Below are 18,140 nucleotides of genomic sequence, written 5' to 3'. Positions count from 1 at the left end.
TATGCAACGATATTTTATCGAGCTCACGAAGCAGCAAATAGAGGAAGCGCCGGCTTTTTCGATTACAGGCGAAGATGTTCATCATATTGTGAACGTGATGAGAATGAATGAGGGAGATCAGATTATCTGCTGCTCTCAAGACGGCTTCGAGGCAAAATGTGAACTTCAATCTGTTTCCAAAGATAAAGTGTCCTGCCTTGTGATAGAATGGACGAATGAAAACAGAGAGCTTCCGATAAAGGTCTATATTGCGAGCGGCCTTCCGAAAGGAGATAAGCTTGAATGGATTATCCAAAAGGGGACTGAGCTCGGAGCTCATGCCTTTATTCCTTTCCAAGCCGCGCGTTCTGTTGTCAAGCTGGATGACAAAAAGGCAAAGAAAAAGCGGGAAAGATGGACGAAAATTGCAAAGGAAGCGGCTGAGCAATCGTACCGTAACGAAGTGCCGCGAGTGATGGATGTCCATTCTTTTCAGCAGCTTCTTCAAAGGATGCAGGATTTCGATAAATGTGTCGTTGCATACGAGGAGTCATCGAAGCAAGGGGAAATAAGCGCATTCAGCGCGATTGTAAGCAGCCTTCCGAAAGGATCATCTCTATTGATCGTATTTGGTCCCGAAGGCGGTTTAACAGAAGCGGAGGTTGAACGGCTCACAGAGCAAGACGGTGTGACGTGCGGCCTTGGACCGAGAATTTTAAGGACAGAAACCGCTCCGCTATACGCGTTAAGCGCGATTTCTTATCAAACAGAGTTATTAAGAGGTGATCAGTAATGGCAACTGTTGCTTTCCATACGCTTGGCTGTAAAGTCAACCATTATGAAACAGAAGCAATCTGGCAGCTTTTCAAAGAAGCGGGCTATGAAAGAAGAGATTTTGAACAAACAGCTGATGTATATGTCATTAATACATGTACGGTTACAAATACGGGAGATAAAAAAAGCCGCCAAGTGATCAGACGCGCCATTCGTCAAAATCCTGACGGTGTCATCTGTGTCACAGGCTGCTACGCGCAAACCTCACCTGCTGAGATTATGGCGATCCCCGGTGTCGACATTGTAGTCGGAACACAGGACCGTGAAAAAATGCTTGGCTACATTGACCAATACCGAGAAGAACGCCAGCCGATTAATGGCGTCAGCAACATCATGAAAGCAAGAGTATATGAAGAGCTTGATGTGCCTGCTTTCACGGACCGGACAAGAGCGTCATTGAAAATACAGGAGGGCTGCAATAATTTCTGCACATTCTGTATCATTCCGTGGGCGAGAGGCCTGCTCCGCTCCCGCGATCCTGAAGAAGTCATTAAACAAGCGCAGCAGCTTGTCGATGCCGGATATAAGGAAATTGTTCTTACGGGTATTCATACAGGCGGCTACGGCGAAGATATGAAAGATTACAACTTCGCGAAGCTTTTGAGCGAATTAGACACCCGTGTGGAAGGCGTGAAACGGATCAGAATTTCTTCAATCGAAGCCAGCCAAATCACTGACGAAGTGATCGAGGTCTTAGACCGCTCAGATAAGATAGTGAATCATCTGCATATTCCTATCCAATCCGGATCAAACACAGTGCTTAAACGGATGAGACGCAAATATACAATGGAATTCTTTGCAGACCGTTTAAATAAATTGAAAAAAGCACTGCCAGGCTTAGCTGTTACTTCTGATGTCATCGTCGGGTTCCCTGGAGAAACAGAAGAAGAATTTATGGAAACCTATAACTTTATTAAAGAACATAAATTCTCTGAACTGCATGTTTTCCCTTACAGTAAACGTACAGGAACACCAGCTGCGCGAATGGAAGACCAAGTGGATGAAAACGTGAAAAACGAACGTGTGCACCGCCTGATTGCTCTTTCTGACCAGCTTGCAAAAGAATACGCTTCTCAGTATGAAAATGAAGTGCTTGAGATTATCCCTGAGGAAGCGTTTAAGGAAACAGAAGAAGAAAATATGTTTGTCGGTTACACAGACAATTATATGAAGGTTGTTTTCAAAGGTACGGAAGATATGATCGGCAAAATCGTAAAAGTCAAAATCCTAAAAGCAGGTTATCCTTACAACGAAGGACAGTTTGTCCGTGTGGTTGAGGATGAAATAACTGAACACATGCGTTTGTCTTCTTAACCTAAAAAATCGGTGCATTAAAATGTACCGGTTTTTTTATTTAGCCGGGATAAGAAAGTGAATCAATCGGTAAAACAAGTTTGTAAGCGGAAGGAATAAAAGAGCTGTTACTACATTAAATAAAAGACTGAAATGAGCAATCCTTTGGGCAGGATCGGGTGATAACTGCTCTACAAAGCCGGTCGCTGCGGTCAGAAAAGGCAATACTAGAGCCACCCCTAGCACGTTAAATACCACATGGGCATACGCTGTCTGTTTCGCCGCATATCCGCCGGATACAGCAGCCATGACAGCTGTAATGCATGTCCCGATATTGGATCCGAGTACGACGCTCATCGCCTGTGTCAGTCCGATAATCCCTTCATTCATAAAACTCATCAAAATGCCGATACAGACAGAACTGGAGTGAATGATGGCAGTTAACACCATCCCGATGAGCAAAGCGGACCAGTTTGAATCGTTAACATGGTATAGAACGTCGGCTCCCGTTTTCAGCTTCGTCAGCGGCCCGGCAAGGTGGCTGAATCCGCTGATGCAAAAGAAGATGATGCCCAGTCCAAGGAAGCTTGTTCCCAGCTGTTTCAAAGGATACCTGCCAGTCAGAAAAAACAATAAACCTCCTATTAAAAGAACCCAAATCAAAATATCCATTTTGATAGCAATAAATTCAGTTGTAAAAGTAGAGCCAACATTCGTCCCCAGAATCATCGGTATTGTACGCTTAAAAGAAAGAACGCCCGCACTTACAAAGCCGATGACAATGACCATAAAAGCTGAACTGCTCTGAAGTATCCCCGTAAATACAATACTGATAAGAAACGCTTTTAACGGATGGTCCGTAAATAAAAGCAAACGTTCTTCAATTTTTGAGTACGCCATTGAAATTAAGCCCTTTCGAAGCATGTTCATGCCTGCGAGAAAGAATAATATAAGAGCAGTAAAGCTAATCAGAATTAACATCCTATTCACCAACCCCTTTCTATCATTATATAGACAGGCAGTCGCACTCATGACGGAAAAGTGAACTCACTTAGTTGACCTGACTGATGGCTTATATTATAATGTCAAAGTACATGTTTATATGTGTAACTTAAAGGTAGTCGATTGGTGTATTCGGAGGGAGGGAAAGAGAATGTCAAAAACGGTCGTTAGAAAAAACGAATCGCTTGAAGATGCTCTTCGTCGCTTCAAACGCAGTGTATCAAAGACAGGTACTTTGCAAGAAGCAAGAAAGCGTGAATTTTATGAAAAACCTAGCGTAAAGCGCAAGAAAAAGTCTGAAGCTGCTAGAAAACGCAAATTCTAAAAGAGGGTGGATTTATGAGTCTTCTTGAGCGTCTCAACCAGGATATGAAGCTGTATATGAAAAACCGTGAGAAAGACAAACTGACTGTCGTTCGAATGGTTAAGGCTTCACTTCAAAATGAAGCAATTAAGCTTAAGAAAGACAGTTTGACCGAGGATGAGGAACTCACTGTCCTTTCTCGTGAACTTAAGCAACGTAAAGACTCCCTCCAGGAATTTTCAAACGCTAATCGTTTAGATTTAGTAGATAAAGTTCAAAAAGAGCTGGACATTTTAGAAGTTTATTTACCTGAGCAGCTGTCAGAAGAAGAGCTGCGTACAATCGTAAATGAAACCATCGCGGAGGTCGGTGCGAGCTCAAAAGCGGACATGGGCAAAGTGATGGGGGCAATTATGCCTAAAGTAAAAGGTAAAGCTGACGGAAGTTTAATTAATAAGCTTGTGAGCAGTCAACTGTCTTAAATGGCAAAGAAAAGGACATCTTTCTAAGAGAGATGTCTTTTTTTATACATAAAAAAATGAAACCTTTGATACATTTGTTACGTATGAAGAGAAGGCACTTATTATAAAAGGAAGGAGGGATACACCGCCCTTGCTTCAAATCAAAGGATTCCGTGCTGCTCTTTTGAGTATATTTTTGCTTTCTTTATTAGGCGTACAACTGAACGCAAAAGCAGAAAAACAAACTGTTTATGTGATTCCGGTTGAAAAAAATGTCGAACAGGGTCTCGCCTCGTTTTTGTCCCGTTCGTTACAAGACGCAAAGGATGCACATGCAGACCATATTATTCTTGATATCAATACCCCGGGGGGATTGGTCAAATCTGCTATTGATATGGCCGATTTGATAACCGAAAGCGAGATCCCTGTAACTGCATATGTCAACAAACGCGCGTTGTCTGCTGGTGCATATATTGCACTTCAAGCAGATCACATTTATATGGCGCCTGGCGGAAAAATGGGAGCCGCCGCGATTGTTGATGGCCAAGGCAATGCCGCTGACCAAAAAGCTCAATCACTTTGGCTGGCAGAGATGGAAGATGCCGCAGTGAAAAATAACCGCGATCCAAAATATGCGCTCGCAATGGCTGACCCAGATATAGATGCCAAGGAAGTCGGCGCGCCTAAGGGAGATCTGCTGACACTTAACGCAGACAAGGCAATTGAGATAGGGTATTCAGAAGGCACTGCTGACAATTTGTCCACGCTCGTAAAGAAGCTTGGGTTCGAAAAGGCGCAGATCAGCTACGCAAAGGAGAGCTTTGCGGAAAAGTCAGGAAGGTGGCTGACGAATCCGGTCATTGTCCCTATTCTGCTGACAATCGCTTTTTTAGGTCTGACGGTGGAGCTTTTTTCACCGGGTGTCGGCCTCCCTGGAACGGCTGGACTTATTGCGTTATTGCTGTTCTTTTACGGGCATCTTGCAGCCGGCCTTGCCGGGTATGAGACGGTTCTCCTCTTTATAGCAGGGGTGATCCTCATCCTGCTTGAGATTTTTCTTCCCGGAGGAATCATTGGATTACTGGGCTTGGGAGCGATTATTGCGAGCCTGTTTTTAGCCGCGGGGAGCTTCACTGTCATGGCGGTTTCTCTCTTGATCGCCTCAGCTGTTTCGATTACAGCTTTTATTTTACTGACAAGGGTGTTGGGAAAGCGTATGAAATTCTTTAAGAAATTGATATTAAATGATTCTACAAATACGGAGAGCGGCTACGTTTCAAATCAAACGCGCACGGACTTAATGGGAAAAGTGGGTATAACCTTTACACCGCTGCGTCCTTCCGGTACCGTCATTATTGATGATGAACGCCTTGACGTCGTTTCAGAGGGATCGTTTACAGAAAAAGATAAGAAAGTAAAGGTGATTAAAGTAGAAGGCTCCCGCATTGTCGTGCGAGAAATTTAAACAGAAACGAGGAGAATAGATATGGATCCATCAACACTTATGATTCTGGCTATTATCGTAGTAGGGATCATTGTTTTAGCTGTATTTTTTACATTTGTGCCTGTGATGCTATGGATTTCAGCATTAGCAGCCGGAGTTAGAATCAGCATTTTCACTCTTGTGGGGATGAGGCTTCGCCGCGTCATTCCGAATCGGGTTGTTAACCCGCTGATTAAAGCGCATAAAGCCGGACTCGACGTTGGAACAAACCAGCTTGAAAGCCACTATCTTGCCGGAGGAAACGTTGACAGAGTTGTCAATGCTCTGATCGCTGCTCAGCGAGCCAACATTGAACTCACATTCGAACGCTGTGCTGCTATTGATCTTGCCGGCCGTGACGTATTGGAAGCCGTGCAGATGAGTGTTAACCCTAAGGTGATTGAAACACCATTTATTGCCGGTGTTGCCATGGACGGGATTGAAATGAAAGCGAAAGCGAGAATCACAGTAAGAGCGAATATCGAACGCCTCGTCGGGGGAGCAGGGGAAGAAACCATTGTAGCCCGTGTCGGCGAAGGGATTGTCTCTACAATCGGTTCATCAGATAATCATAAAAAAGTGCTTGAAAACCCTGATATGATTTCTCAGACAGTCCTTGGAAAAGGATTGGACTCAGGAACTGCGTTTGAAATTCTCTCCATTGATATTGCAGATGTAGATATCGGCAAAAACATCGGTGCAATTTTACAAACCGATCAGGCCGAGGCTGATAAAAACATCGCGCAGGCAAAAGCGGAAGAACGACGTGCGATGGCTGTCGCTCAAGAACAGGAAATGCGCGCCCGCGTAGAAGAAATGCGCGCGAAAGTGGTAGAAGCCGAAGCGGAAGTGCCGCTTGCGATGGCAGAAGCTTTACGTGAAGGGAATATTGGCGTCATGGACTACATGAATATCAAAAACATCGATGCTGACACAGAAATGCGTGATTCATTCGGCAAACTGACGAAAGATTCGTCTGATGAAGACCGCAAATCATAATCTCTCTAAGAAGGGAGAACTCTGATGGAAGATATACTGACCAATCCGCTTATTATTGCAGCGATTATCGGAATCATTTCTGCGATTTTCGGCAAAAAGAACAAAGAAGAAAAGCAAAACAACCAAAAAAGAAAAAAACCTCAACACGTGCAATCTGCTTCTCCTCAAAAGAAGCAGTCAAAAGAAGACGCCCCTGCACCTATCCCTAACCGTATGGAACAGGCAAGACGGGAAGCGGAAGAAAGACGCAGGGAAACAGCAAGAAACTTGAAAGGGCTGGAACGAGATCTTGCTGCTGCCAAACAAAAAACAGTATACACAAAACAAAAAATGCTTCAGGTGAATAAAGACACCGTCGTACAGGGGATCGTTCTAGGAGAGGTGTTCGGACCTCCACGGGCGAAAAAACCTCACCGTACGATGCGCCCGGCCCGTAAAAATTAAAGTGTTAGAACCTCCTTTCAAATCATACATATGAGATGAAAGGGGGTTCTTTTTGTATGGGGCAAAGAAAGAATCGTATGAAAGCTTGGCTGACAAGAGCATTGGAAATTCCCCCGGACGTTATGATGGATCTGCCGAGGATTACAATGGTTGGCAGACTTCATATCTACATAGAAAACCACAGAGGTCTTTTGCTTTTCAGTGAGAATGAAGTGAGGCTTATGCTGAAGCAGGGCCAGTGCATCATATCTGGTAAAAATTTTGTCATCAAGGCGATTCTTCCGGAAGAGATACTTTTGGAGGGTACGATTGATGTCGTTCGATATGTTGAGTCATAAAGCCGAGGGGGAAATGTTGTGAAAAATAAATGGCTGTCTTTTTTTTCGGGTAAGGTCCAGCTTGAATTGACGGGAAGAGGGATTGAGCGGCTCCTTAATGAATGCACAAGACAGGGGATTCCGGTCTTTCATGTCAAAAAAAAGAAAGAAGCCGTATCGTTATATATACAGCTTCAGGATGTACATGCCTTTCGGCGGGTGAGAAGTAAATTTAAATGTAAAGCCCGATTTATCAATCGGAAGGGTTTTCCCTTCCTGTTGCTGAAATCAAAGCTGAATATAGGGTTTACGATCGGTTTTGCGATTTTTTTCATCCTTTTGTTTTTGCTGTCCAATATGGTGTGGAAAATTGATGTGACAGGCGCTAAGCCTGAAACAGAACATCAAATGAGGCAGCATCTTAATGAAATCGGCGTCAAAAAGGGCCGTCTGCAGTTTTTAATGATGTCGCCCGAAAAAATACAGAAATCATTAACCAATGGAATAGACAATATCACTTGGGTCGGAGTTGATCTGAAGGGGACGACCATTCACATGAAAGTTGTGGAGAAAAATGAGCCCGAAAAAGAAAAGTATGTTAGCCCGCGCAATATTGTCGCCAAAAAGAAAGCAACCATTACGAGAATGTTTGTGCAAAAAGGACAGCCCATGGCTGCCATACACGATCATGTTGAAAAGGGTCAGCTGCTTGTTTCGGGACTGATCGGCAGCGAAGACCATCAGCAAGAAGTTGCCTCAAAAGCAGAAATTTACGGAGAAACCTGGTATAGATCAGAAGTGACAGTCCCGCTTGAAACATTATTTAACGTCTATACGGGCAAAGTAAGGACAAAGCACAAGCTTTCTTTTGGTTCTTTGGCAATCCCGATCTGGGGGATGACGTTTAAAAAAGAGGAATTGAAGCATCCAAAAACAGAACAAGAAAAGCATTCGCTTCATTTTCTCGGATTTAAGCTCCCTGTATCCTATGTCAAAGAGCAAACGAGAGAAAGTGAAGAGGCTTTACGAAAATATACGAAAGAAGAAGCAATTCAAGAAGGCATTAAATTGGGTAAACAGGATGTAGAGGATAAAATAGGCGAAAACGGCGAGGTGAAAAGTGAAAAAGTTTTGCACCAGACTGTTGAGAATGGTAAAGTAAAGTTGATTATTCTCTACCAAGTTATAGAAGATATCGTTCAAACCACACCTATTGTCAGGGAGACTGAAGAATGACAGAACATTTACTTGCGATGAATCAAAAACTGAAAAACCCGGACGAGGCGCTTTCACTCTTCGGGAACCAAGATTCTTTTTTGAAATTGATGGAGAAAGATCTGAATGTAAATATCATTACGCGCGGCGAGACGATTTATGTTTCAGGCGATGATGAATCGTTTCAGATTGCAGACAGGCTGCTGGGATCGCTCCTCGCTTTAATTCGCAAGGGGATAGAGATCTCTGAACGTGATGTGATTTACGCCATCAAAATGGCAAAGAAGAATGAACTTGAATACTTTGAAAGCATGTATGAAGAAGAAATTACAAAAAACGCAAAAGGCAAATCAATCCGTGTAAAAACAATGGGACAGCGGGAATACGTGGCCGCTATGAAGCGGAATGACCTTGTATTCGGCATTGGTCCGGCGGGAACCGGGAAAACGTACCTGGCTGTCGTAAAAGCAGTCCATGCTTTAAAAAACGGACATATCAAAAAAATCATTTTAACAAGACCTGCCGTGGAAGCTGGTGAAAGCCTTGGTTTTCTCCCAGGTGACCTAAAAGAAAAAGTAGATCCTTATTTGCGCCCGCTGTATGACGCTCTCCATGATGTGCTTGGGGCAGATCATACAGAACGTCTGATGGAAAGAGGCATCATTGAAATTGCTCCGCTCGCATATATGAGGGGACGGACGCTCGATGATGCTTATGTTATACTTGATGAAGCACAGAATACCACGCCTGCTCAAATGAAAATGTTTTTGACGAGACTGGGTTTTGGCTCTAAAATGATCATTACAGGTGACGTTAGCCAAATTGATCTGCCGAAAGGCGTCAAATCGGGACTTGCAGTAGCGAAGGAGATGCTGAAAGGAATAGACGGCATTTCTATGATTGAGCTAGACCAGACAGACGTGGTCAGACATCCGCTTGTTGCGAAAATTATTGAAGCATACGATAAGCAAAATTAATGCTGAATGACCCGATCGCGCGTTATCGGGTCATTTTTATGATTGCTTATGGGCTTGATGTTTCAAGAGGAGGTTCTTGTGTTGAAAAAGAAGGCTAAGACCAAAAGCAGCTCAAAAAAATGGAGCAGTTTTAAAAATGCACGCTCCATGCATGTACTGCTGTATCTTCTGCTGGCTGCCATTATGTTTGCTTTGCTCTTTGTACATGTTAAGCCGGAAACACTTGATTTAGACCTGTTTTCAGTCAGCGACAAGACCATTTACGCTCCGGCAACCGTAGAAGATCAAAAAGCCACAGAGGAAAAAAAGCAAGCCGCTGAGGACGCGGTTGAAGATCAATATACATTAAAAAAAGAATATACAGACAATCGGATTGACCTTGTGTCATCAATATACGACAGTATTAGTGAAGTGAAAAAATCATCGGAAGAAGGCAGTAAATCACCATCGGAAAAATCAATGGTCAAATCTGTAAAGGACAAATTGACATCAGATGTGAATGATTCTATATCGGAGGATTCCATCAAGACATTGCTGAAAGCAGACAGTGAAGACTTTTCTTTTGTTAGAGATACGGTCATTACCGCAGTAAATACGGTCATGAGCAGTGAAATCCCTTCGGATAAACTATCTGATGCAAAGGATAAGGTAGAAAAAGAGCTAAAAAGCAATTCTATTCCGTCTAAATACTTGGGAGCTGCGACAGAAATCGGGCGTTTTGCTATTATTCCGAATTACGTCTTCGATCCGAAAGCAACAGAGGCAAAACGGCAGGAAGCCTCAGATAATGTCCAGCAGGTTCAAATCAAACAGGGGCAAGTGCTCGTGGAAGAAAATGACCTCATTGATCGGGAAGTGTACAGGAAACTTGAGCTGACCGGGTTATTAAATAACTCAAATCTCTTTAAACCGATCAGCGGACTATTGATTATGATCGGACTTTTCATTGCAACACTTGTATATTATTTTGAAAAACAGAAACAAAATCTGAAGTTTAAAAACCAATCCATTCTGTTATTCTCAATTATCACAACACTTTTGCTTGTGATCATGGAGGTTGTCAGTTTGTTTCAGAAGATGGAGTATAATAATATCGGCTATCTGGTCCCCATTGCGGCCGGCGCCATCTTAATCAAACTGCTGATGAATGAACGCATTGCCATTTTGGGAAGTATCATTCTTGCGATTTGCGGAAGTATGATGTTTAATCAGGGTGTGACAGGAACATTCAATTATGTCATAGGGATTTATTATTTGATCAGCGGCATTTCAGGTGTATTATTTTTAGGAAAACACAATGCAAGATCAAAGATTTTGCAGACCGGACTTTTCGTGGCGTTTATTAATATGGTTGTCGTTCTATCCTTATTATTGATCCAGAACACTGCGCTGTCGGGTCTTGAAATCGGCACGTTAATGCTCATGGGGGTTGTGTCGGGGTTTGCTTCATCTGTATTGATCATCGGCCTGATGCCGTTTTTTGAGACGGGCTTTGGCATTTTATCCACCATGAGGCTGCTCGAGCTGTCTAATCCTAACCATCCGCTATTGCGCAAAATACTGACGGAAACACCAGGTACATATCATCACAGTGTAATGGTTGCCAATTTATCAGAGGCAGCCTGTGAAGCGGTTGGGGCTAATGGTTTGCTTGCAAGAGTCGGCGCATATTATCACGATCTCGGAAAAACAAAGCGCCCGCAATATTTTATTGAAAACCAAATGAATATTGACAATCCGCATGACAAGCTGTCACCTCAGTTGAGTAAAAATATTATTATCTCGCATACGACAGACGGTGCGAATATGCTGAGAAGCTATAAATTTCCGAAAGAGCTTGTCGATATTGCTGAGCAGCATCATGGAACCTCGCTTTTAAAGTTTTTTTACTATAAAGCGAAGGAAAAAGGCGACCAGATTACAGAGGAAGAGTTCCGTTATCCGGGGCCGAAGCCGCAGTCAAAGGAAGCCGCAATTATATCAGTGGCCGACAGTGTTGAAGCGGCCGTCAGATCCATGCATAATCCCAATCCTGAACGAATTGAAAAGCTTGTCCGGGGTATTATATCCGATAAGCTTCAGGACGGACAGTTCAGTGAATGCGATTTGACATTTAAAGAGCTGGATACAATCGCAAAAACGCTCTGTGCAACATTAAAAGGAATTTTCCACTCCCGGATTGAATATCCGGAGGCTACTAAGAAGGTGAAATAGATGAGTTTACTGATTGATATCGTTGATGAAACAGGAAGCGTCTCAGAAGAGATGCTCAAAGAAGTAGAAAATCTGCTTCAATTTGCCGCTGAGCGTGAAGGCGTTCAGGATCAGGCTGAAGTTTCTGTCACGATTGTTTCCAATGATGACATACATCAGATTAACAAAGAATACCGGGGAAAGGATGCTCCGACAGATGTCATCTCATTTGCTCTTGAAGAAGAGGGAGAAGGCGAGATCGAAATCGTGGGCGCTGAAATGCCTCCGGTTTTAGGTGATATTATCATCAGTGCCGATCGCACAAGAGAGCAGGCAGAGGAGTATAATCATTCTTTTAAAAGAGAGCTCGGATTTCTAGCTGTACACGGATTTCTGCACCTTTTAGGATATGACCATATGACGAAAGAGGAAGAAGAGGAGATGTTTACTAAGCAAAAGGAATTGCTGGACGCTTATGGACTCAAAAGATCATAGAAATGAGCTGAAGCGGTTCTTCAAAAGCTTCGTGCATGCAGGCCGGGGCATCTGGGAAACAGCGCGGACGGAGCGGAATTTCCAATTTCATGCCGTAGCCGCCTGCGCTGTTCTCATTTGCGGCTTCCTTGTAGAGCTCAGCATGATTGAGTGGATGATTATATTCCTTTTGATAGGCGGTATGTTTTCGCTTGAGCTTTTAAATACAGCCATTGAGCATACGGTTGATTTAATAACTGACAAACATCACCCTCTTGCTAAAGCGGCCAAGGACGCTGCCGCCGGGGCTGTTTGCGTTTTTGCCGTGATTTCGTGTATCATTGGTTTACTTATTTTTTTGCCAAAGCTGTAATGGCTGAAAATTCTTACATTTATTTTACATTTTTAGAAATGGGCGTGAAAAAAAGCGCGCGATTATGTAAAATATAAAGTGATAGCGGTACCATTATAGGTAAGAGAGGAATGTACACATGAACAGACAAGAATTAATAACAGAAGCTTTAAAAGCGCGTGATATGGCATATGCGCCGTATTCCAAATTCCAAGTAGGAGCCGCTCTTCTTACCAAGGATGGAAAAGTGTACAGAGGCTGCAACATTGAGAACGCGGCATACAGCATGTGCAATTGCGCCGAGCGTACCGCTTTATTTAAAGCTGTTTCTGAAGGGGATACAGAGTTTCAGATGCTGGCCGTTGCGGCTGACACCCCTGGACCAGTATCTCCGTGCGGAGCCTGCCGCCAGGTGATTTCTGAGCTTTGCACAAAAGACGTTATTGTCGTACTAACTAATTTACAAGGACAAATAAAAGAAATGACTGTGGAAGAATTATTGCCAGGCGCATTTTCATCGGAGGATTTACATGACGAACGAAAGCTTTAAATCAGGATTTGTATCCATTATTGGAAGACCAAACGTAGGAAAATCTACATTTTTGAACAGAGTCATTGGACAAAAAATCGCGATCATGAGCGATAAGCCCCAAACGACGAGAAACAAGGTGCAAGGAGTACTGACGACAGGCACATCACAAACCATTTTTATTGACACACCAGGGATTCATAAACCTAAGCATAAACTTGGGGACTTTATGATGAAAGTGGCGCAAAATACATTAAAAGAAGTCGATTTGATCTTGTTTATGATCAATGCTGAGGAAGGCTACGGGAAGGGCGACGAATTTATCATTGAGAAATTGCAGACGATGTCTACGCCTGTATTCTTAATCGTAAACAAAATTGATAAAATTCATCCCGACCAATTGCTTCTGCTAATTGACGAATACCGCAAACGTTATCCTTTTAAGGAAATTGTTCCGATTTCTGCTTTAGAAGGAAATAACATCGAAACATTGCTCGCTCAGATTGAAGCGTATTTGCCGGAAGGGCCGCAATTCTATCCGAGTGACCAGGTAACTGACCACCCTGAACGATTTATCATTTCTGAATTAATCAGGGAAAAGGTGCTGCATTTGACGAGAGAAGAAATCCCGCACAGCATTGCGGTGGCCATCGAATCCATCAAAGGGCAGGACAACGGTTCTGTGCACGTAGCGGCAACGATTGTGGTCGAGCGGGATTCCCAGAAAGGCATCGTGATCGGTAAAAAAGGAAGCCTTCTAAAAGAGGTTGGAAAAAGAGCGAGAGCGGATATTGAAGCACTGTTGGGCTCCCGTGTCTACCTTGAATTGTGGGTGAAAGTGCAGAAAGACTGGCGTAATAAAATGTCCCAGCTTCGCGATTTTGGCTTTAAAGAGGACGAATATTAATCTCTTCCCGTGTGTGTCATTATCTCACAGGAACAGGGATACATTAGCAAATTTTGTTTAACATGAAATGGAGGACATCTGGTCAAGATAAAGGTAAGAATTTGGAGTTTAGGTAAGCTAGTTTAACTACAGAAAGGTGGGTTTCTTGTGTTGAATTTTACCTGGAACGTATTTTCTCAAACAGGAAATGTTGATACGTATCTTCTTTTTAAAGAACTGGAAAAAGAGAACATGGAAAGACCCGAAGAACTAGAAGATGAGCTAGCCCGATTTGATTATCCAATTTTATAAACCTCTTGGCCGCTCCTGCTTGAGGAAGGTGCGGAAATGCTGACAAAATGTGAAGGAATCGTTCTTCGCACAAATGATTACGGAGAGACGAATAAAATCGTAACATTACTGACAAGAGAACACGGAAAAATAGGTGTTATGGCACGAGGCGCCAAAAAACCGAACAGCCGTTTATCAGCAGTCAGCCAGCCCTTTTTGTATGGTTCTTTCTTAATGCAAAAAACATCGGGCCTCGGAACGCTTCAGCAGGGGGAAATGATCCTCAGCATGAGAGGCATCAGGGAAGATTTGTTTTTAACAGCATATGCTGCCTATATTGCTGAGTTAGTCGACAGAGGCACAGAAGAAAAAAAGCCAAATCCTTATTTATTTGAATTCATATTAGAATCATTAAAACAGCTGAATGAAGGAACAGATCCGGATGTTATCACCTTCATTGTTCAAATGAAGATGCTCGGTGTCATGGGCCTGTATCCTGAGCTAAATCATTGTGTTCATTGTAAAAGCCAAGACGGAACCTTTCATTTCTCTGTTCGTGATAATGGTTTTATATGCCACCGCTGTTTTGAAAAAGATCCTTACAGGATACCGATTAAACCGCAAACGGCAAGGCTGTTAAGACTCTTTTACTATTTTGATCTGTCGAGGCTCGGCAATGTGTCCTTAAAAGAGGAAACAAAAGCTGAATTAAAGCAAGTGATTGATTTATATTACGAAGAATATTCGGGATTGTATTTAAAATCAAAGCGCTTTTTAGATCAAATGGAAAGCATGAAACATCTTATGGGTGAAAACAAAAGTTGACATTTGGTCCATCTTTTTATATGATCATTTATTATAAAATATGTTGCAGTGAGAGAAAGAAGTACTTGCGTTTACCTCATGAAAGCGACCTTAGGGCGGTGTAAGCTAAGGATGAGCACGCAACGAAAGGCATTCTTGAGCAATTTTAAAAAAAGAGGCTGGGATTTTGTTCTCAGCAACTAGGGTGGAACCGCGGGAGAACTCTCGTCCCTATGTTTGCGGCTGGCAAGCATAGAGACGGGAGTTTTTTGGTTGCTGCCGCAGTCAACTTATGAAAGAAAAGTGGAGGTGCTTGAAATGAATATTCAAGACATGATTCTAACCTTGCAAAAGCATTGGTCCAGTCAGGGCTGTGTGCTTATGCAGGCTTACGATGTAGAAAAAGGAGCCGGCACGATGAGCCCGTATACATTTTTGCGCAGTATCGGTCCTGAGCCGTGGAAAGTGGCTTATGTAGAGCCTTCCAGACGTCCGGCAGACGGCCGCTACGGGGAGAACCCGAACAGACTGTATCAGCATCATCAGTTCCAGGTCATTATTAAACCGTCACCTGATAACATTCAAGAGCTGTATTTGGATTCCTTGCGTGCTCTTGGAATTGATCCGCTTGAGCACGATATTCGCTTTGTTGAAGACAACTGGGAGAATCCGTCTTTAGGCTGCGCGGGTCTAGGCTGGGAAGTTTGGCTTGACGGAATGGAAATAACACAATTTACGTATTTCCAGCAGGTCGGAGGATTAGAGTGTAAACCCGTTTCTGTAGAGATTACGTATGGAATTGAGCGTCTCGCGTCTTATATCCAGGATAAAGAAAACGTGTTTGACTTGGAATGGACGTCAGGGTTTACAGTAAAAGATTTATTCATGATGGCTGAATATGAGCATTCTGTTTATACGTTTGAAACATCAGACGTCGATATGCTGTTCCAATTGTTCAGCACATATGAAAAAGAAGCGATCAAGCAAATGGATAACGGACTTGTTCATCCAGCATATGACTATGTGCTGAAATGCTCGCACACCTTCAATCTGCTTGACGCCAAAGGTGCGATCTCTGTTACCGAGCGGACGGGCTATATCGCAAGAGTGCGGAATTTAGCTAGAAAAGTAGCAAAAACCTATTATGAGGAACGAGAAAAACTAGGGTTCCCAATGCTTAAAGGGGAGGGTTCTTCTCATGAGTAAACAGGATTTACTTTTAGAGATCGGATTAGAGGAAATGCCGGCGCGCTTTTTGAATGAAAGCATGGTTCAGCTTGGCGACAAGCTGACAGGCTGGCTTAAAGAAAAAAATATTACTCACGGTGAAGTGAAACTCTTCAATACACCGAGACGTCTTGCTGTGTTCGTTAAGGATGTCGCAGAAAAGCAGGATGATATAAAAGAAGAAGCAAAAGGGCCTGCGAAAAAAATTGCCCTTGATGCGGACGGGAACTGGACAAAAGCGGCAATCGGCTTTTCAAAAGGCCAAGGCGCGAATGTGGAAGACCTGTACATCAAAGAAGTAAAAGGCATAGAGTATGTATTCGTGCAAAAATTCCAAGCCGGCCAAGAAACGAAGTCGCTTCTGCCAGAATTGAGCGGTTTAATTACAAGCTTGCATTTCCCGAAAAACATGCGCTGGGGAAATGAAGATTTGCGTTATATCCGACCGATCAAATGGATTGTCGCATTATTTGGACAGGATGTCATTCCATTTTCGATCACAAACGTTGAGTCTGGAAGGACAACACAGGGACACCGTTTCCTCGGACATGAAGTGTCAATTGAATCACCTTCAGCTTATGAAGAGCAGCTGAAAGAACAGCATGTTATTGCTGATCCTAGCGTCCGAAAGCAAATGATTCAATCTCAGCTGGAAACAATGGCGGATGAAAATAATTGGAGCATTCCAGTTGACGAAGACCTTCTTGATGAAGTGAATCATTTAGTAGAATACCCGACAGCTCTTTACGGTTCATTTGAATCCGAGTTTCTGTCAATTCCTGAAGAAGTGCTTGTCACGACAATGAAAGAGCATCAGCGCTACTTCCCTGTCAAAGACAAAAACGGTGACCTGCTGCCTTACTTTATCACAGTCCGAAACGGCAACAGCCACGCGATTGAAAATGTGGCCCGAGGCAATGAAAAAGTGCTGCGCGCACGTTTATCTGATGCTTCATTCTTCTACAAGGAAGATCAGAAACTAAACATTGATGCAAATGTGAAGAAGCTTGAAAATATCGTTTTCCATGAAGAGCTTGGTTCTCTTGCTGATAAGGTTAGAAGAGTCACATCAATCGCAGAGAAACTTGCCGTTCGTCTTCAGGCTGATGAAGATACATTAAAACATGTGAAGCGGGCTGCTGAAATTTCTAAATTCGACCTTGTGACGCATATGATATATGAATTCCCTGAACTTCAAGGAATTATGGGCGAAAAGTATGCGAGAATGCTTGGCGAAGATGAAGCTGTGGCTGCGGCAGTTAATGAACATTATATGCCTAGATCAGCGGGCGGAGAAACGCCTTCTACTTTCACCGGAGCTGTTGTAGCAATGGCGGATAAGCTTGACACAATCGCTTCATTCTTCTCTATCGGCGTAATTCCGACCGGTTCCCAGGACCCTTACGGACTGCGCCGCCAAGCAAGCGGTATTGTTGCGATTCTTCTTGACCGTAACTGGGGAATTTCATTTGAAGAGCTGCTTACTTTCGTACAAACCGATAAAGAAAATGAACTGCTGGATTTCTTCACTCAGCGCTTGAAATATGTCTTGAATGCTGAACAGATCAGACACGATGTCATCGATGCCGTGCTGGAAAGCTCTGAGCTTGAGCCATACTCAGCGCTGCATAAAGCACAAGTGCTGGAACAAAAACTTGGTGCGCCGGGCTTTAAGGAAACAGCGGAAGCTTTAGGCCGAGTGATTTCTATCAGCAAAAGAGGAGTCCGCGGAGACATTCAGCCTGATCTGTTTGAAAATGAATACGAAGCAAAACTGTTTGATGCCTACCAAACAGCGAAGCAAAATCTGCAGGAAAACTTCAGCAAAAAAGATTATGAGGCGGCGCTTGCTTCACTTGCAGCCTTAAAAGAACCGATCGATGCTTACTTCGATCATACAATGGTTATAGCGGATAATGAGGCATTAAAGGCAAATCGTTTAGCGCAAATGGTAAGCTTGGCGGATGAGATCAAGTCCTTTGCGAATATGAACGCCCTTATTGTAAAATAAAGAGAGAAAAGGCGGTTGCTGTGTGATCGGTAATCGTCTTTTCCCCATTTATAAGTTTTTTGTTT

The 18,140-nt window shown here is 43.2% G+C and carries 20 protein-coding genes; 19 read left to right on the top strand and 1 reads right to left on the bottom strand.

All coding sequences use genetic code 11. The features are described from left to right. Position 1: 1 nt before the first annotated feature. Positions 2-772 (top strand): 16S rRNA (uracil(1498)-N(3))-methyltransferase, encoded by a 771-nt coding sequence (locus NYE49_RS12750; RefSeq protein ID WP_015384126.1) that lies wholly within the window; start codon positions 2-4, stop codon positions 770-772. Further along, entirely contained in the window at positions 772-2,127 is a 1,356-nt protein-coding gene (mtaB, locus tag NYE49_RS12745; protein WP_003230017.1) for a tRNA (N(6)-L-threonylcarbamoyladenosine(37)-C(2))-methylthiotransferase MtaB, read from the top strand. The genes NYE49_RS12750 and mtaB overlap by 1 nt, the downstream gene beginning before the upstream one ends. 36 nt (positions 2,128-2,163) lie before the next feature. Here the strand turns inward: mtaB and NYE49_RS12740 are convergent, their stop codons facing one another. Further along, positions 2,164-3,087, bottom strand: coding sequence for a Na/Pi symporter (locus NYE49_RS12740; protein ID WP_047182896.1), 924 nt, complete (start codon positions 3,085-3,087; stop codon positions 2,164-2,166). 172 nt (positions 3,088-3,259) lie between these two features. Between NYE49_RS12740 and rpsU the strand changes: the two genes are divergently transcribed. From rpsU to glyS, 17 genes are all read left to right on the top strand, one after another. Continuing rightward, a complete protein-coding gene (gene rpsU, locus NYE49_RS12735) occupies positions 3,260-3,433 on the top strand; it encodes a 30S ribosomal protein S21 (protein WP_003152957.1) in 174 nt (57 codons plus the stop codon). A 14-nt stretch (positions 3,434-3,447) separates the two neighbouring features. Next, a complete protein-coding gene (locus NYE49_RS12730; protein WP_003230022.1) occupies positions 3,448-3,894 on the top strand; it encodes a GatB/YqeY domain-containing protein in 447 nt (148 codons plus the stop codon). Between the two features lie 130 nt (positions 3,895-4,024). Further along, positions 4,025-5,338: a nodulation protein NfeD gene (locus NYE49_RS12725; protein ID WP_047182895.1), complete on the top strand. Its 1,314-nt coding sequence runs from the start codon at positions 4,025-4,027 to the stop codon at positions 5,336-5,338. A 21-nt stretch (positions 5,339-5,359) separates the two neighbouring features. Further along, on the top strand, positions 5,360-6,355 hold the full coding sequence (floA, locus tag NYE49_RS12720; RefSeq protein ID WP_003237085.1) for a flotillin-like protein FloA: 996 nt from the start codon (positions 5,360-5,362) through the stop codon (positions 6,353-6,355). A gap of 24 nt (positions 6,356-6,379) precedes the next feature. Further along, positions 6,380-6,799, top strand: a complete 420-nt coding sequence (locus tag NYE49_RS12715; RefSeq protein WP_047182894.1) for a hypothetical protein — start codon at positions 6,380-6,382, stop codon at positions 6,797-6,799. Between the two features lie 56 nt (positions 6,800-6,855). After that, positions 6,856-7,137 carry a sporulation protein YqfC gene (yqfC, locus tag NYE49_RS12710; protein ID WP_003226191.1) on the top strand — a complete coding sequence of 94 codons (282 nt, stop codon included), beginning with the start codon at positions 6,856-6,858 and terminating at the stop codon, positions 7,135-7,137. A gap of 18 nt (positions 7,138-7,155) precedes the next feature. Further along, positions 7,156-8,352: a sporulation protein YqfD gene (gene yqfD, locus NYE49_RS12705; protein ID WP_047182893.1), complete on the top strand. Its 1,197-nt coding sequence runs from the start codon at positions 7,156-7,158 to the stop codon at positions 8,350-8,352. Further along, positions 8,349-9,308 (top strand): PhoH family protein, encoded by a 960-nt coding sequence (locus NYE49_RS12700; protein ID WP_014477373.1) that lies wholly within the window; start codon positions 8,349-8,351, stop codon positions 9,306-9,308. The genes yqfD and NYE49_RS12700 overlap by 4 nt, the downstream gene beginning before the upstream one ends. Before the next feature lie 78 nt (positions 9,309-9,386). Beyond that, on the top strand, positions 9,387-11,522 hold the full coding sequence (gene pgpH / locus NYE49_RS12695; RefSeq protein WP_080344213.1) for a cyclic-di-AMP phosphodiesterase PgpH: 2,136 nt from the start codon (positions 9,387-9,389) through the stop codon (positions 11,520-11,522). Continuing rightward, complete coding sequence (gene ybeY, locus NYE49_RS12690; protein WP_003230039.1) at positions 11,523-11,996, top strand: rRNA maturation RNase YbeY; 474 nt, start codon at positions 11,523-11,525, stop codon at positions 11,994-11,996. It abuts the gene before it with no gap. Continuing rightward, positions 11,977-12,348 (top strand): diacylglycerol kinase family protein, encoded by a 372-nt coding sequence (locus NYE49_RS12685; RefSeq protein ID WP_047182891.1) that lies wholly within the window; start codon positions 11,977-11,979, stop codon positions 12,346-12,348. Before ybeY ends, NYE49_RS12685 begins: the two co-directional genes overlap by 20 nt. A gap of 118 nt (positions 12,349-12,466) precedes the next feature. Continuing rightward, positions 12,467-12,877: a cytidine deaminase gene (locus NYE49_RS12680; protein WP_003230049.1), complete on the top strand. Its 411-nt coding sequence runs from the start codon at positions 12,467-12,469 to the stop codon at positions 12,875-12,877. Beyond that, positions 12,858-13,763, top strand: a complete 906-nt coding sequence (era, locus tag NYE49_RS12675; protein ID WP_003230051.1) for a GTPase Era — start codon at positions 12,858-12,860, stop codon at positions 13,761-13,763. The genes NYE49_RS12680 and era overlap by 20 nt, the downstream gene beginning before the upstream one ends. A 147-nt stretch (positions 13,764-13,910) precedes the next feature. Then, a complete protein-coding gene (locus tag NYE49_RS12670) occupies positions 13,911-14,054 on the top strand; it encodes a YqzL family protein (protein WP_003230053.1) in 144 nt (47 codons plus the stop codon). Between the two features lie 36 nt (positions 14,055-14,090). After that, complete coding sequence (recO, locus tag NYE49_RS12665) at positions 14,091-14,858, top strand: DNA repair protein RecO (protein WP_014477369.1); 768 nt, start codon at positions 14,091-14,093, stop codon at positions 14,856-14,858. Positions 14,859-15,155: 297 nt separating this feature from the next. Continuing rightward, on the top strand, positions 15,156-16,043 hold the full coding sequence (gene glyQ, locus NYE49_RS12660) for a glycine--tRNA ligase subunit alpha (RefSeq protein WP_003226213.1): 888 nt from the start codon (positions 15,156-15,158) through the stop codon (positions 16,041-16,043). Beyond that, positions 16,036-18,075 (top strand): glycine--tRNA ligase subunit beta, encoded by a 2,040-nt coding sequence (gene glyS, locus NYE49_RS12655; protein WP_047182890.1) that lies wholly within the window; start codon positions 16,036-16,038, stop codon positions 18,073-18,075. The genes glyQ and glyS overlap by 8 nt, the downstream gene beginning before the upstream one ends. The last annotated feature ends 65 nt before the right edge of the window (positions 18,076-18,140 follow it).

This window comes from Bacillus sp. FSL L8-0358, from assembly GCF_038593095.1.
In the GTDB taxonomy this organism is placed as follows: Bacteria; Bacillota; Bacilli; order Bacillales; family Bacillaceae; genus Bacillus; species Bacillus subtilis.
Note: the sequence above shows the minus strand (reverse complement) of the source record. Positions and strands in the feature narration are given on the sequence as shown.